The organism is Microcoleus sp. POL10_C6, from assembly GCF_036701585.1.
Lineage (GTDB): Bacteria > Cyanobacteriota > Cyanobacteriia > Cyanobacteriales > Microcoleaceae > Microcoleus.
The window spans coordinates 74055-90715 of the sequence record NZ_JAUBRB010000014.1; the positions used below are offsets into that span (position 1 = coordinate 74055).

11 protein-coding genes are annotated in these 16661 nt (G+C 45.6%); 8 read left to right on the forward strand and 3 right to left on the reverse strand.

All coding sequences use genetic code 11. The annotated features are described in order from the left end of the window. Positions 1–215: 215 nt before the first annotated feature. The 3 genes from recN to ruvB all read right to left on the reverse strand — a co-directional run bounded on the left by recN (position 216) and on the right by ruvB (position 3736). Complete coding sequence (gene recN, locus QUA34_RS10290) at positions 216–1970, reverse strand: DNA repair protein RecN (RefSeq protein WP_333386248.1); 1755 nt, start codon at positions 1968–1970, stop codon at positions 216–218. A 101-nt stretch (positions 1971–2071) separates the two neighbouring features. Next, positions 2072–2635 (reverse strand): Uma2 family endonuclease, encoded by a 564-nt coding sequence (locus QUA34_RS10295; protein WP_333386251.1) that lies wholly within the window; start codon positions 2633–2635, stop codon positions 2072–2074. 12 nt (positions 2636–2647) lie between these two features. Further along, positions 2648–3736: a Holliday junction branch migration DNA helicase RuvB gene (gene ruvB, locus QUA34_RS10300; RefSeq protein ID WP_333386254.1), complete on the reverse strand. Its 1089-nt coding sequence runs from the start codon at positions 3734–3736 to the stop codon at positions 2648–2650. Between the two features lie 71 nt (positions 3737–3807). Between ruvB and QUA34_RS10305 the strand changes: the two genes are divergently transcribed. The 8 genes from QUA34_RS10305 (at position 3808) to QUA34_RS10340 (ending at position 16643) form a co-directional block, all read left to right on the forward strand. Next, positions 3808–4347, forward strand: coding sequence for a hypothetical protein (locus tag QUA34_RS10305; protein WP_333386257.1), 540 nt, complete (start codon positions 3808–3810; stop codon positions 4345–4347). A 181-nt stretch (positions 4348–4528) separates the two neighbouring features. Continuing rightward, positions 4529–5380 (forward strand): ABC transporter permease, encoded by an 852-nt coding sequence (locus tag QUA34_RS10310; protein ID WP_333326714.1) that lies wholly within the window; start codon positions 4529–4531, stop codon positions 5378–5380. Between the two features lie 120 nt (positions 5381–5500). After that, positions 5501–6913 (forward strand): ABC transporter ATP-binding protein, encoded by a 1413-nt coding sequence (locus tag QUA34_RS10315; RefSeq protein ID WP_333082265.1) that lies wholly within the window; start codon positions 5501–5503, stop codon positions 6911–6913. Positions 6914–6928: 15 nt separating this feature from the next. Then, entirely contained in the window at positions 6929–8449 is a 1521-nt protein-coding gene (locus tag QUA34_RS10320) for a methyltransferase (RefSeq protein WP_333386260.1), read from the forward strand. Between the two features lie 46 nt (positions 8450–8495). Continuing rightward, positions 8496–13820, forward strand: a complete 5325-nt coding sequence (locus tag QUA34_RS10325; protein WP_333386263.1) for a glycosyltransferase — start codon at positions 8496–8498, stop codon at positions 13818–13820. Positions 13821–13958: 138 nt separating this feature from the next. Next, a complete protein-coding gene (locus QUA34_RS10330; RefSeq protein ID WP_333386266.1) occupies positions 13959–14687 on the forward strand; it encodes a class I SAM-dependent methyltransferase in 729 nt (242 codons plus the stop codon). 208 nt (positions 14688–14895) lie between these two features. Then, positions 14896–16176: a glycosyltransferase family 4 protein gene (locus QUA34_RS10335; RefSeq protein WP_333073645.1), complete on the forward strand. Its 1281-nt coding sequence runs from the start codon at positions 14896–14898 to the stop codon at positions 16174–16176. Positions 16177–16529: 353 nt separating this feature from the next. Continuing rightward, positions 16530–16643: an AAA-like domain-containing protein gene (locus tag QUA34_RS10340; RefSeq protein ID WP_333326707.1), complete on the forward strand. Its 114-nt coding sequence runs from the start codon at positions 16530–16532 to the stop codon at positions 16641–16643. Positions 16644–16661: the final 18 nt, after the last annotated feature.

The window sequence follows — 16661 nt, forward strand, 5'->3', positions numbered from 1 at the left end:
TGACACTACCAGTTGCTAGTGATGTGTGCCCTTCTCTACACAATTGTGGTTTTTAACTAGAATTTCTCTCTATTTTGCTGCTGTTAGCTTTCATCCCACTAAATTCACGGGGTTTTCAGCTTTTTTTTGTAAAATTTGCGGTTGATATTTTTAGTGTAACCTCCGACTCTGAAAAAACTCCGCCTTTTAACCCCCCGATCGGCTCAAGTGTGTCATCAGGGTTTGGCGGACTGAGTTTGGCGCAATCCGGCGGCTTCGACAAGCAGGGATTCGGCGAACGCGATGGCTTCTGTTGCTGAGCGGCCGCTGGCGAGTTGGGCGAGTTCTTCCCGCCGCTGCTCACTGTTGAGGGCGGCAACTCTCACTACTGTGCGTTCCATTGGTTCCGAGTCGGCTGCGGGTTCGCCGATACTTGGTTCTGCTTCGATCGTCTGTTTGTTGACGCGAAAATGAAAATCAGCCATCGCGGCGATCAGCGGCTGGTGGGTGACGCAGAGAACTTGGTGTTTGTCGGAAAGTTGGTAGAGTTTTTTGGCGATCGCCCCGGCGACTCTCCCGGAGACTCCGGCGTCGATTTCGTCAAAAATCAGCGTACCAGCGCTTTCTATTTGGGAAAAACAAGCTTTGATGGCCAGCAGAAAGCGGCTCATTTCTCCCCCGGAGGCGATCGCGCCCAGAGGTTGCAGAGGTTCGCCCGGATTGGGGCTGAAACAAAAGGCGATTTGGTCGGCACCGGTAGCAGTTGGGGTACAAGGCGAGATCTCGACTTGAAATTGCACTTTTTCCATTGCTAACGGCTTAAGTTCTCCTACGAGGTGCGTTTCTAGTTTGAGGGCTGCTTCGCGCCGCAGGGTAGTGAGGTGGCTGCAAGCGTCTTTTAATTGCTCTAAAGCGGTCTGATATGCGAGTTCTAAGGCTTCCATTGACTCGCCTCCTTCTAAAAGTTCATTTAGTTCGTTTTGAATGCTTTGGTAGTAGGCGATCGCTTCTTTGAGCGGGCCGTATTTGCGGCAAATTTGTTTGAGTTCGCGAATCCGATCTTCTACTTCTTCGAGTCTTTCGGGATCTGCTTCTAATTGTTCGCCGTAGCTACTAATTTGCCGGCTGGCTTCTGTGGCTTGAGCTAAAGCATCGCTGACCATTTCTAGGATTGGTTGCAACTGCACATCGTAAACCGCCATGTCGCTTAAAATTACTTCGGCTTTGCTCAACAAGTCAGCGGCTGATGCGGTGTCGCCTTCGTTTTGGTACAGGGCTTGGTGGACTTGGTAACTCTGCTGCTGCAATTCGACGACGTGGCCCAGCCGGATTGATTCGTGTTCTAGCTGTTCGAGTTCGTCGGCGTCTTCGATGTGGGCTTCGCCGAGTTCTCGGACTTGGTATTCTAACAAATCAAGTCTTTGCAGTCGCTGCTGTTCCGACTGACGCCTCCGTTTGAGGGCTGTTTTGGCGCTGTTGGCTCCCAGCCACGCGGAGGCGATGATCGATCGGGCTTCAGCGAGCTTTTTGCCGCCGTATAAATCGAGCCATTCTCGCTGGAGGGTTTCTTGTCCGAGGTGGACGGTTTGGCCTTGGGCGGTAATTTCGACCAGCCGATCGCGCAGTTGGTCCATTAACTGGCGGTTGACGAGAATTCCGTTCAACCGGGATCTGGTGCGTAGAGCACCGCTTGATGCGTTAATTTCCCGGCTGCAAACGGCTAAATTTCCGTCTATGGGTTCAATTTCTTGCTCGCCCAGCCACAAAGCTGCGGCTTTGTCCAATTCAAAGGTAGCTTCCAGTATTGCCCGCGTTGCTCCGGTGCGAATCGATCGGCGATCGACTTTCCCGCCCAAAACTGCATCGATCGCATCTAGGATAATCGATTTACCAGCGCCGGTTTCCCCTGTAAATACGTTCAAACTCGGGCCAAATTCTAGATCCAGGCAGTCTATTAAGGCAAAGTTTTCTATTCTGAGGGATATTAACATGGGGAATTTGGAATTTGGAAATTGGAATTGGAATTGGAAATTGGAATTAGTAATTAGTAATTAGTAATTGGGAATTGGTAACAACTGTCAACTGACTTCGGCTATAGTTTCAACCACCCAAACAAATCTCCTACCGTCAGCCGCAATTCTGCTGCCCAATCTGGAACGGGCAACACTTCTTCGGGTTTTGCTAAAATTTCTGGTTGCTTTCCTGGGGGATAAATTAAGATCGAGCGCACCATCGGATCGATCAGCCAACCCATTTGAGTGCCGTTTTTCAGACAGTGTAAAATATTCCCAGTTACTTTAGTTTGACTCTGCCCTGGAGACAGAATTTCAATTGTCCAATCTGGGTAAGTTTCAAATACATTAGCAACATCCCCTTTTTCATCAACTGGTATTCTTTCCCAAGTAAATACTGTGACATCGGGCACGATTGACCTGCCGTCAAAAGTACACCGCAATTCAGGAAAAGCTAAGGCAATTTTCTGAATCTTAACAGCGACATTGATGGCTGGGACTAATTCACCTTGAATCCGGCTATGTTTTCCTTGTAGCATAGCTTTTTGGATGATTTGACCGTTGATATATTCGCTAGCTGGTTCGGTTTCGGGCAGTTTTAGAAACTCGGACAAAGTTAGTCTTTTTGTTGGTATTTGTACCATTTTTTACTCCTTTTATTCCATAAAACCCAAATGTTTTCTAGCAGCAATAGTTACCATTCTGCCCCGACTTGTCCGCTGCAAAAATCCGATTTGCATTAAGTACGGTTCGTATACATCCTCAATGGTTTGAGTATCTTCTCCTGTCGAAGCTGCGAGAGTTTCTAAACCCACCGGACCACCGTTAAAGTTCTCAATCATTGCTGTCAAAATCCGTCGATCTGTCCAATCTAAACCCAGCGGATCGACGTTGAATAATTCCAGGGCGAGTGAGGCCACTTCGGCATCAATTGGCTTTAAGTTTTTGACTTCGCTGTAGTCTCTAACTCGCCGCAGCAAACGGTTAGCGATCCGGGGGGTTCCGCGCGCTCGGCGGGCAATTTCTGTGGCTCCTTCAGGAGTGATTTTAGTGTCGAGAACTTGGGCGGTTCTTTGGACAATTAGACTGAGTTCGTCTATTTCGTAGTAGCGCAATCTTTGGATCAAGCCGAAACGATCGCGCAACGGAGATGTCAGCGACCCGACTTTTGTGGTTGCTCCTACTAAGGTAAATGGTTTCAGGGGAATGCTGCGAATTTTGGCGCTTTTGCCTTGCCCGATCGTAATATCTAAGCGGCAGTCTTCCATCGCCGGATAGAGGATTTCTTCTGTAACTTTAGATAAACGGTGAATTTCGTCGATAAACAGCACGTCGCCTGCTTTGAGGTTGATCAGCAATCCGACAATATCTCGCGGTTTTTCTAACGCTGGGGCGGTGGTAATTTTGCATTCAACTTCCATTTCTGCTGCTAGAATTAGCGACATTGTGGTTTTTCCCAACCCAGGAGGCCCGTAGAGTAACAGGTGATCCATAGGTTCGCCGCGAGATTTAGCTGCTGCAATTGCGATCGCCAAAACTTCTCTCAAGTCTTTTTGTCCGATGTATTCAGCTAAGCGCTGGGGTCGGATTTTGTCGTCTTGTTTGCTGTTTATTTCGTCGGGTAGTTCTTGCGATTCTAGCAAAGATTCCGCCTGGGGTTTGGCGGCTTTTTTGCGACGGGCTGGGGCTATGTCTTCGGGTAGATTTTGGTCGGAGGGCTGTTGTTTGGAGGAGATAATAGCCATATTTATCTGCGATCGGGCAGCGGGAATTGTTTACAATTATTGGCAGAATCTTGACAATTATTGAGTTCGTTATGAGTATTCCATCTTCTTTATTAGCATCGGAAAGCATAACTTTTGAGGGGGCGATCGAGCTGACTCAATCTTTACTCTCGTTCATGGAGGCCGATCGACTTTTACAAGCCGACATCCAGCAAGCTGTTACATCTTTGGTGAAAACACAGAACGGTGCTAGGGGGTTTTTTGTCACCTATCTAACGGACGATGGACAGGAGGCAGATCACCCGTCACCCGGAGTAGTCGAGGCGCTGCGATCGGCTCCTGAGATCGTAGCAGAACTGCTGGTGAAAAATTTGGCGATGTCGGCGGCAATGGTTGTGCATCATTCGCGCCAGCAAAAGGAGGAAATGGCGGCCGATTCTGCTAGAGTGCAGGAGCGATCGCGCAATTTAATTCAAATCCTGCAACTGCCAGCCTGTCAAACTATAGCGTCGCAAATGCTAGAAAGTTTGCAGAGTGCCAACGGCAAGTATGAAAAATTTTTCCAGCGGTGGGGCTATGACGACGAGCAAAAACTAGCGATGGGTTCGGCAGTTCGATCGGCGATCGGCTAAAATAACCTCCGAAGGAAGGGGAAAGAAGAAAGAACGAAGAAGCCCAAGCCAGGGTGGCAGATCCTTGATCAAAGCGGCGGGGCTGTGGAATAATTGCGGTTTAGCAAAAGCTGCATAATTGTAGCTTGAGTTGATTTAGGTGTGAAGCTAGTGAACGAGGGCGAAAAAATTGCAGAGAACTGTGAAAGGAGTTGCCCAAAAGGTCCGAAGGCTGGGCGGCCGGCGGCCGGCAAATACGCCCCGGCGGTGGGCGAAGCTGAATCTGCTGGCAACATTGGTGCGCCGGGACTTGGAAGCTCAATACAAAGGCTCGATTCTGGGCAATTTGTGGCCGCTGCTGAATCAGCTATCGCAATTGGTGATTTACACATACGTATTTTCGATCGTCCTCAAGGTAAAGCTTAGCCTTGCAGGCTTCCCAGAAAACAGCGACATTACATTTGGAGTCTGGTTGTTTGCAGGTTTGCTGCCTTGGACTGCCTTCACCAGCGGTTTGATCAAGTCGGCAGTCTCGGTGGTGGGGCAGCCGAATTTAGTAAAAAAAGTGGTATTTCCCCTCGGTTTGCTGCCCCTAGTGCCGATTTTTACAGCTTTTCTTGAAAGTTCTCTGGGTTTAGCAGCTTTGATTGTGATAGTAGCAGTATCGTCGCAAAAGCTCAACGCTACTTTATGCTTACTGCCGTTGGTGTGGGTGCCTCAGTTGCTGATAACTGCTGGTTTGGGATATTTGACAGCGGGCTTGACTGTATTTTTGCGAGACATTCCTCAGACATTAGGTGTTATTCTAAATTTTTGGTTTTATTTGACGCCGATCGTCTACCCAGCATCAATCATCCCCCAAGAGTGGCGAGCGTGGATATTTTGGCTGAATCCAATGGCCGCCATCTCGGAGGTTTATCGAGACCTCATACTGCTTGGAGAAGTTAAGCATTGGGGCGAATGGGGTGTCGCCACGCTAATTTCTGCTGCTATATTTTGTGGAGGTTTGGCTGTTTATCGGCGTTTGCGTCCCGCTTTTGCTGACGTACTGTAAATTTGTTTGAGATCTACAGTCAATCTAAAATCTAAAATCGATTCTGGTGTAAATATGTTTGAGATTTCAAGTCAATCTAAAATCTAAAATCTAAAATCTAAAATCGATTGACTGCCGCCAATGACAGAAAATGTAATTTCACTAAAAAATGTTTCCAAATGCTTTAAGCGGTACGATCGTCCAGGAGACCGCTTAAAGGAAATTATTTACCCCAGCAAAAAACTGGCGGACGAATTTTGGGCCCTGCACGACATCAATCTGGAAATTCCTCAAGGACAAACTCTGGGAATCGTCGGTCGCAACGGTTCGGGAAAAAGCACTCTCCTGCAAATAATTGTAGGGACGCTGACTCCTACCACAGGAAGCGTGGATGTTAAAGGGCGAGTCTCCGCTTTGTTGGAACTCGGAAGCGGGTTTAACCCGGAATTTACTGGGCGGCAAAATGTGTTTTTTAACGCTCAGTTACTGGGATTTAATCAAAAAGAAACTGAAGAAAAATTTGACGATATAGCTGCTTTTGCTGATATTGGCGATTTCATTGAACAGCCAGTCAAAACTTATTCTAGTGGTATGTTTGTCAGACTAGCTTTTGCCGTAGCGACTAGCGTCGAACCAGATATTTTGGTGGTTGACGAGGCGCTTTCGGTGGGCGACGAAGCTTTTCAACGCAAGTGTTTTGCCCGCTTGCAAAGCATTCAGGAAGGTGGCGGAACGATTTTATTTGTTTCTCACGCTGCTACTTCTGTTGTGCAACTTTGTACCTCCGCGATTTTAATGGATAGCGGTGAATTGCTGCTCGCTCACACGCCGAAAGTGGTAATTTCTAAGTATCAAAAGCTGATTTATGCTGATCCGGATCAGGTTCTGGGGTTGAAGTCAGATATTCGAACTCTGAACCAACTGACAAAACAGGAAAGTCAAGACCAGCTTCAGGATGCTAATTTAGAAAGCACAAAGAGGGAAGTTAAACCGGAGCAACATCTTTCTAAACCCCAGGAATATTACGATGAATTTTACGATCCGGGGATGATACCGTCGAATACGGTAAGGTATCCGTCTCGTGGAGCGGAAATTATCAACCCCCACATCGAGACGCTGAAGGGAAAGGTGGTAAATCACTTGCTAGGTCGTCAAGATTATATTTATACTTACTCTGTCACTTTCTCGCGGTCAACTTCCAAGGTTAGGTTTGGAATGTTGATTAAAACAATTAGCGGTTTTGAGTTGGCGGGTGCTTCTTTGAAGGCTTCTACTCAGTCAGTTAGGTACGTGGAAGCAGGAACGACAATTGTAGTAAAGTTTCATTTTAAATGTTTGCTGAATCCCGGTGTTTATTTTCTGAATGCTGGAGTTGTGGGAACGGTAGATGGAGATTTAACTTATCTGGATCGCTGTGTTGATGTGGCGATGTTTAGAGTTCAGTCTTGTACTGAGTCTTGCGGTAACGGCATCGTTGACTTGCTGATCGAACCGTGTTTAACTGTTGTTAATGCTGATGCTCTAGTAAAAGAGCAGTCAACAGAGGTTATCTAAAATTCTGTAAAAACAATGAGCGATATCAATTTAGATTTAGTCGAAAATCCCGTAATCAAAGCATTTATTCAAGATCAAACTAAGTTTCCCGAAAATTTTAAACTGAATATCTGCGAAGACGATGAAATGTATTTGTTCAGCTTGAACAACGTCAAAGACGATCGCGATCGGGCTTTGGTGCGCTATTATTCGATCGGGCGTCGCATCTTGGATACGGTTAAACAAGTTGTGGAATGGCATTTTGGCAGTTTTGAAAATGTTCCCTCTTTTCTAGATTTTGCCTGCGGTTACGGTAGATTTACCAGGTTTTTGATTCAGGAAATACCGCCGGAACGAATTTGGGTTTCTGATATTTATGCTAATGCGGTTAAGTTTCAAACTGAATACTTGGGCGTTAACGGTATTGTCTCAACTGGGAAACCAGAAAATTATTTAATTGACCGCAAGTTTGACTGCATTCTGGCTAATTCTTTTTTCAGCCATATGCCGGAAAGAACTTTTACAAGTTGGTTACAAAATTTGTACGATTTGTTGACTCCTAACGGCATTTTAATGTTCAGCGTTCACGATGAGTGTTTGCGCCTAGCGAATATAGAAATGCCGGCAAATGGTATTTTGTTTAGTCCTCAAAGCGAAAGCCAGTCTTTAGATAAGGAGGAATACGGCACAACTTATGTAACTGAAAAGTTTGTGAGAGAATGTGTCGAGAAAGTTAGCGGAGGCAAAGCTTTTGTTCACCGCATCAAAAAAGGCATCTGCAGATTTCAGGATTTGTATGTTGTCACAAATGAGCTAGTTAGAGATTTTTCGGAGTTGAATTTCAATCATCACCCGGAAGGATATATTGATGTTGCTGCTTTTACGAATAAGGAGAATTTGTATCTAGAAGGATGGGTAGCTGATGTGAACCTCAACGGCCGAATTGAGGAGCTGCAAGTGCTGGTAAATGGGGAGGTGGTACAGAGGTGCGAGCCTTTTTACGATCGCCCAGATGTAGCTGGATATTTTGAAACTGATGGGGCTTTGCAGTCGGGTTGGAGCTGTTATTTACCCAAAAACATTGTAGGATTGCAGGATGTGTTGATAGTCAAAGCAATCAATAACTATGGTTGGGAATGGATTCTGGAAACTTGCACTGTTAAATCGCTGATCAACCAAAGACAATCGCAGTCTTTATTGGGTTCTACTCAGACAAAACTTCAATTACTTGAGACTCAGTTAGAGTCGGCTAGGATAGAAGGGGAGCAAAATCAAAGTAAGTTAATGATTACTCACACAAAGTTGGAAGAATCTCAAACAAGTTTGCAAGAAGCTCAAACGCAATTAGTTTCAGCTCAAACGCAATTGGAGCAAACTCAAAATCAGTTAGTATCTGTGCAAATGCAGTTGGAGAAAACAGAAAATCAGCTAATTAATCTCAAGCAAGAATTAGAGCAAGCGAAGTGTCGGGTTTTGGCAATGGAAAGCAGCAAGTTCTGGAAGATTAGAAGCGCGTGGTTTCAAGTCAGGCGCTCCCTGGGCTTAGCGGGAGATTAGTGAGTAAATTTGGTTGGTGTGGGTATTAGGGCGCGGGAGATAAATTGTGAGTACAAATGACAGCAAACCGTCGGTTTTTATTGTTACCGGAATGCACCGTTCCGGTACGTCTTTAACAGCTTCTTTGTTTCAGAAAGTTGGGGTTGATATTGGCAAAAAGTTAGTGGGCCCGGCCGACGGAAATGTGAAAGGTCATTTCGAGAATGTTGATTTTGTGGAGTTTCACAAAAGTGTTTTGCGATCGCACGGTATTGATGAACTCGGATGTACGTTTGAAAAAACGATTCCGGTAGCACCAGAATACGTCGAAATCGCCAAAAGGGCGATCGACCAAAATCAACAAACTCACAAACATTGGGGTTGGAAAGACCCGCGAACAGCCCTTTTTTGGGATTTTTGGCTGACTTTACTCCCCGAAGCTAATTTTATCTGTGTTTATCGATCGCCCTGGGAAGTAGTCGATTCCCTTTACCGCCGGGGAACCGATGTCAGCTTGCTGCAAAATCCCGAAATGGCAGTAAAAATGTGGATTCACTACAATCAAAAAGTTTTAGAACTTTACGAACGTTTCCCCCATCGCTGTCTCCTAGCCAACGTTTACCCCATCGGCAACACTCCTGAACTTTTCCTCGATCGAGTCAACGAAAAATTTAATGTTAACTTAGGTGCGATACCGGGCGACAATTTTGAAGAATCTTTATTAGTCAACGATATTGTCAAAAGTCACAGACCGAGTTTAATAGAAAAATATTTTCCCGAAGCATTAGAACTATATGAACTTTTGGAAACCCAAGCTGGCAATCTCAGCAGCGAATCGAAAGATGCGATCGATCAAGTTATTCATTTCCCAGCATCTCCAATCTGGCCCTTTGAAGATTGGCTAAAAATCCGATTGCTGGAAAAACAGCAAAAAACCAGCTCTTCCGAACTCAAACAGTGGCAAGAACAATTTCACCAGGCTCAGGCGAAAGTGTTGGGATTAGAGACAGAATTAGGAGCAACTCAAGTACAGCTTGCAGGCAAAGAATCAAATTTTCAAGAAGCTTTAGCAAAACTCCTCGGATTAGAAACAGAATTAGGACAAACTCAGGTACAGCTTGCAGGCAAAGAAGCGCAATTTCAAGAAGCTTTAACAAAAGTCTTAAAATTAGAAGCAGAATTAGGGCAAACTCAGGTACAGCTTGCAGGCAAAGAATCGCAATTTCAAGAAGCGTTAGCGAAACTCCTGGGATTAGAAACAGAATTAGGACAAACTCAGGTACAGCTTGCCGGCAAAGAATCGCAATTTCAAATAGCTTTAGCGAAAGTCTTAAAATTAGAAGCAGAATTAGGGGAAACTCAGGTACAATTTGAAGAGACTGAATTTATATTGCAGCAAAAGTTAGCTGAGTTAATTCAGCTAGAAACAGCACAAAGTCAAACTCAGGAAAGATTAGAAAACTCCCGCCAGGAAAATGAAATTTTTCGGGCAGAACTTGCTATAATCAAGTCTTCAATATGGTGGCAAGTGAGAGAAAAGTTGTGGGAAGTTCAGCGAAAAATCCGCGACTTGTTCCCTAAATTTATTTTTTCGTTAGATCAACCCACTACTTGGCAAGTTTGTGATTCCAACCTGCTAATTGTTGGCTGGGTTTTTAACCAAAAAAGAGAGACTACAGCAGTCCGCGTCAGAATTAAAAACCAGAGTTTCGTAGGCGTTTACGGCATAGAGAGAAGTGATATAGCGCTAGCACATTCTAATATTCCCGCTGCGAATAAATCAGGTTTTACAATTCAATTGGAAGCGCCGGCCGGACGACACGAAGTGCTACTGGAAGCCCAAGACGATCGAGGTAAATGGCATCTTTTGGCAGCTTATCCGTTGTTAGTTTCAACGATTCAAGCATCGTTAGATGTACCGGTGGTGTGGGAACAGCGTCAGGGTCAAATTTTGTTTGCTGGTTGGTGCTGCCACCACGATCGCAAAATTGCTAAATTAAGCTTGTTGTGCGGCGATACTTCTGTAGAATGCGCCTACGGTTTGCGGCGAAAAGATGTCGGCGAAGTGTTTCCTGACTGGGTTAACAGTTCGGAAAGCGGTTTTGAGGCCCTTGTCGATTTGCCGCCAGGGGAATGGCACGTTTCTCTGCAAGCTGAGTTAGAAAGCGGGGAAATTTTGTCTTTTCAAGCGCCTAAAAAATTGACAGTGCGGCGCTACCATATCTGGCAGCGAAGTGCAGATAAATTTGAGGAGTTATCAAGGTTTACAGCCGCAATTCAGCAGCGGGCGAAGGAGAGAAAACAGCGTCTTGGTAGAATTGTGCCCTTGCCCTGGGAAATTGTGAAAGTGCTCCGCCAGTTGGGGAAGATTTATCGGCAGCAAAAACAGTTTAGTGCGCCGGGAGATTTACTGCCACCGGCGGGTTTTGTGGTGCCTCAACCCATTGATAGATATGACGCATGGCTGGAGGTGAATCAGTGGAACGATCGCGCACGCGATTACTTGATTTCTAGGTTAAAATCCTGCCGGGAACCCCTGCCAAAAATTTCGGTAGTAATGCCAGTTTACAATCCGCAGATAGATTTTCTCGAAAGTGCGATCGACAGTGTAATCAATCAAGTTTATGCCAACTGGGAACTCTGCATTGCCGACGATTGCAGCACCGATTTCACTGTTGCTGACACTTTGAAAAGCTGGGTTCAAAAGGACGATCGTATCCGCATCACATTTCGCACAGAAAACGGCAACATCAGCGCAGCAACCAACAGCGCCGCCGCCCTCGCAACAGGCGACATCATCCTGTTTTTAGACAACGACGACGAACTAACTCCCGACGCATTAGGCGAAGTCGCCCTATATTTTGCCACCCATCCAGCCACCGATTTTCTCTATTCCGACGACGACAAAATCGACACTAAAGGTCGCCGATTCGCCCCGCAATTCAAACCGGAATGGTCGCCGGAACTGCTGCTTTCCTATATGTATCTAGGTCATTTGTGCGCCGTGAGAAGACACATTTTTGAAGAAATAGGCGGTTTACGGATAGGTTTTGAAGGCTCGCAAGATTACGATTTTGCCTTGAGAGCCACCGAAGTTTCTCGCCACGTCGCCCACCTGCCGCTAGTGCTGTATCACTGGCGAACCGCACCCGGTTCTACAGCCATATCTGGGGCCGCGAAACCCGCCAGTTTTTCCGCAGGTCAAAAAGCCATTCAAGACGCACTAAACCGCCGCCAAATTAACGGCAATGTCGCTCAGCACGCATGGGCGATTAAAGAAAATTTGGGGATATTTGCCCAGGATTTCCCGGATAACGGCCCATCAGTAACGGTAATTATTCCTACTAAAAATCAGCTCAAATTGCTGAAAGCCTGTCTGGATTCTCTACAAACTACAACATACAAAAATTATCAAGTTGCCGTCATCGACAACGAAAGCGACGACCCGAAAACTCTGGAATACTTAAAGGAATTAAGTTGCCAAGTTTTGCGGATAAAAAATCCTGGCGGCAAGTTTAGTTTTGCAGCAATTAACAACCGCGCTGCGGAACAAGTTGACAGCGAATATGTGTTGTTTTTGAACAACGATACTGAAGTAATTAACCCGCGCTGGCTGAGTCAAATGGTGGGATACGCTCAAATCGCGGGCGTGGGTGCAGTCGGCGCGAGGCTTTTATATCCCGACGGCAGAATTCAGCACGCGGGCGTAATTCACGGGCTGCATCACGGTTTGGCTGGTCATGCTTTTAAGCTGATGGACAAGAATAATCGAGGCTATCTTTCTCAAGCGATGGTAACGCGAAATTACTCTGCGGTAACAGCCGCTTGCACGATTACTCCGCGTCAATTGTTCTTAGAATTGGGCGGTTTTGATGAGGAGAATTTTGCTGTTGCTTACAATGATGCAGATTACGGATACCGATTGTTAGAACGCGGTTATCGGTGCGTATATTGTCCCGATGCGGAGTTGTTGCACAAAGAGGGAACTTCTAGGGGTTTTACCGACAATCCTCAAGAAGTGGCGGCTTTTAGGCGTAAGTATGCGGGGAAAAATGACAGTTTTTATAGTCCGCACTTGTCTTTAGAAGATGAGTATTTTCATATTCAACCTCGACGGGTTTTTATGAAGGAAGAAGGTTCGGCAACGGATTTTGTAACGGATGTAACGGATGTAACCGAGAAGGAAGAACGCAAATTTAGTGATTCTGGTTGGTTGGAAGCAGCCAATGGTTTTGTTAATCGTGTCAAAGTTTTGATGTGCAGCAATTCGCTGGATTTCACTGGGGCGCCGCTGCATCAGTACGAAATCGCGGTGAAATTGGCGGCTGAGGGTGTGATTAAGCCGATCGTACTTTGCGTAACAGACGGGCCCCTGCGTCAAGCTTACGAACAGCATGGAATTGAAGTAATTGTGCGCGACAATCCTCTCGAACACATCTATCAGCGCGATGCTTATGATGAAGCTATCCGCAGTTTTAGCACAGAAATTGCCAGTTTAAAAGTAGATGCAATTTATGCCAATACTTTAGAAAACTTTTTTGTAGTTGATGCCGCGCGGCAACTCGGAACTCCTACAGTGTGGAACGTGCACGAAAGCGAACCTTGGCAAACTTATTTTAACAGGTTTGGTTCGGAGATTGCGGCGAGAGCTTTAGAGTGTTTTCGCTTTCCTTACAAAGTGATTTTTGTGGCAGATGCCACGCGGGATAGGTATTTGCCTCTCAACAGCCACCACAATTTTACAGTGATTCACAACGGCTTAGATTTGAGCAAACTGGAAAATTCGGAGAATTCTGAATTGGCTAGAAAAACTTTAGGTGTTGCAGCGGAAGATGTGGTAATTTTGCTGCTGGGAACGGTATGCGAACGCAAAGGCCAGCAGGATTTAGTTAAGGCACTTTCACTTTTACCTGATAAATGGCACAATAAGATTAGATGTTTTATTGTGGGCGATCGCCCGAGTATTTACAGCAATAAATTAGCCGAGTTGGTGGGGGAATTACCAGAAGAGTTGCGGCAAAGGGTGACAGTAGTCCCGGAAACTGGGGAGACGGGAAAATATTACAAAGCTGCTGATATTTTTGTTTGCACTTCTCGCGTTGAAAGTTTTCCCAGAGTGATTTTGGAGGCGATGGTCTGCGATTTGCCAATTGTTACATCGCCGGTTTTTGGAATTAAAGAACAAGTGCGGCCTGGAATTAATGGTTTGTTTTATACGCCCGATCGCCCGGACGAATTAGTTGCAGCTTTGATTACCTTATTGGAGGATAAATCTTTGCGGCAGCAGTTAGCTGAAAACGCTAAATATGTCTTGGATTCACTTAATACTTTTGAGGAAATGACTCAAGCTTATGCAGAGATTTTCTGCGAAGCATATTTCAGCCGTCATTAGTCATTTTACAGTCCCAGCGTCCCCGCCCGTGAAGGGCAGTAACTCACCTCGTAGACTTTTGGCAGGATTTAATATAATTTGCCAAGAATTGCGGAACATATTGGAAATTGAGCCATCAATACTATAAAATAATCAAAAATGAACGATGATAAAATGACCGATCGCCCAAGAGTAGATTATGAAAGGGCCTGGGACAGTTACGCCCAACAGTGGCAAAAAACTAATGCCGAACTTGCCCATATTGGCGACGAATGGATAGGTAAAGCTGCCGGTGCCGCCAACTCCTTAGCCGAATACGAAGCGCTGATAGAACAGCAATTTATTGCACCGTACATCAAAAAAGAACATACGGTTTTAGAAATTGGTATCGGCGGCGGAAAAACCGGTTCGCTGCTGCTGAAATATTGCGATCGACTAATTTGTGCCGACATTTCCAGTCAAATGCTGCAAGCGGCGCGATCGCGCTTGGGAGACGATCGCGTTTCTTACGTCAAACTCGACGGTTTAACATTAGACGGCATCGCTCCAGGTTCAGCCGATGTCTGCTTTTGTTACGATACAATGGTACACGTAGAGCCGGTAGATATATTCAACTACCTGACTCGAATTCCCAAACTGCTGCAGGGCGATCGAATTTGCGTGTTTCACCACACAAATATTTTTAGCGAATTAGGGTGGCAAAAATTCGCCAGCGAGTGGGACAAAAACTTGCTAGGACACAGAGACGGCACAGCATTTTCAGTTATGACTGATACAATTATGGAAAGATTTCTCCATCATTTAAACTATGAAATCATCCTGAAAAATACATCTTCAGTACCGCGAGATTGTGTCTGGATCTGCAAAGCACCAACACCCAATGAATAAAATTAAAGCTTTTTAGCCGCCTCAAAATATTCTATTCCAACAGTCAACAGTCAACAGTCAATCGATTTTAGATTTTAGATTTTAGATTGTTATCAGTCAACAGTCAACAGTCAACAGTCAACAGTCAATCGATTTTAGATTTTAGATTGTTATCAGTCAACAGACAACAGTCAACAGTCAACAGTCAACAGTCAACAGACAACTGACAATGAAAGCATTATTTCTCCATCCCAACTTCCCCGCCCAATACCGCCACATTATCACGGCTTTAGGCGCAGATCCCAAAAATCAAATTGTCTTCGGCACTAAAAACGAGCGCCCAGAGTGGAACATTCCCGGCGTTCGCAAAGCAGCATTTACCCCCAGCCGGGAACCCCACGCGCAGACTCACCAATACGTCCGCCCTTTAGAAAGTGCCGTCATCTACGGACAAGCCGTATTTAGAATGGCAGAACAACTCAAAGCAGACGGTTTCGTACCTGATATTATCTGCGGACATTCCGGTTGGGGGCCGACATTATTTGTCAAAGAAGCTTTTCCAAATACACCACTTTTGTGCTATTTCGAGTGGTTTTATCATGCTATTGGTTCCGACGCAGATTTTGACCCAGCGGAACCTTTAACAGTTGACGATATGGCCAGAATTAGAATCAAAAATGCGCCGATTCTGATCGATTTATACTCTTGTGATTGGGGTTTGTCGCCCACTTATTGGCAGCGATCGCAATTTCCGCCAGAACTACAACAAAAATTATCCACACTCCACGACGGCGTAGATACCGATTACTTCAAACCAGACCCCGGTGCTAAACTGGTTTTGCCTAACTTAGACTTGTCTGGCGTTGATGAAATTGTCACCTACGTATCGCGGGGAATGGAACCTTACCGGGGTTTTCCTGAATTCATTGAGTCGATCGCCTATGTACAAGAACGCCGCCCCAATTGTCACGTCGTAATCGTTGGTTCAGAAAGAGTTTGTTATGGGCGTTCTTTACCCAACGGCGAGTCTTACAAAGACTATATGCTCAAAAAAGTCCCCCTAGACTTGTCGCGAGTTCACTTTGTCGGGCCCCTACCTTACGGACTGTATTTAAAAGTAATTCAAGCATCCGACGTACACGTTTATTTGACCAGACCTTTTGTACTATCTTGGTCGATGATTGAATCTTTATCAACAGGATGTTTAGTAATCGGTTCCGACACAGGGCCAGTCAGAGAAGTTATCCGCGACGGAGAGAACGGTTTGCTAGTCGATTACTTCTCACCGAAACAAGTAGCCGATCGCATTGATGAAGTTTTAGACCATCCTACCCGCATGGCAGAAATTCGCATCAAAGCCCGTCAAACCGCCCTAGAACGCTACAGTTTAGCTAAAATGCTGCCGCAACATTTACAACTAATTGAGCAAGTAGCAAATCGTTCCATGCCGCCTACAGTTGGTATGGAACCAGAACGGGAATTAGCAGCATCTTTTGCAGTGAGAATTTAGCAATAAAGTTGGTCAGGACTAAACCGCGGTTCACAACATCTCCTGTGCGACTACACCGCACAGGAGATGGTTGTTTCATTCTCTTGTAGGGGCTGCCCCCATGTCTGAAACGCCGTGAAATCGTCTGTGGGAGGGTAGGCATTCTTGGCACTACAAGAGTCAAAATCGCGATTTTGGTGAGAATGAAACCGCCCTGCTGATTGTTGGGGGACGCAAGAGTAAGTTCTTGTCCCCCCCTTTTTTAAGGAGGGGGGCTAGGGCGGATCGAGCTTAAATGAACCGAAATGGAGCCATAGTTGCTGGCAGCATTCATGCGAGTGGTAAAAAGCAGCACACCTGTAGAATAGGATGTAGTGGAGGCATTTAAGTTGGAAAGTATGGGGTTGGTAAATTTACAAGCCAATCTCGCGACGGTGAGTTGCGAGTTTTATAGGCAGTATTTTGGCGATCGTTTCAGTAGCAATTGATACCATTCGGGATTATCA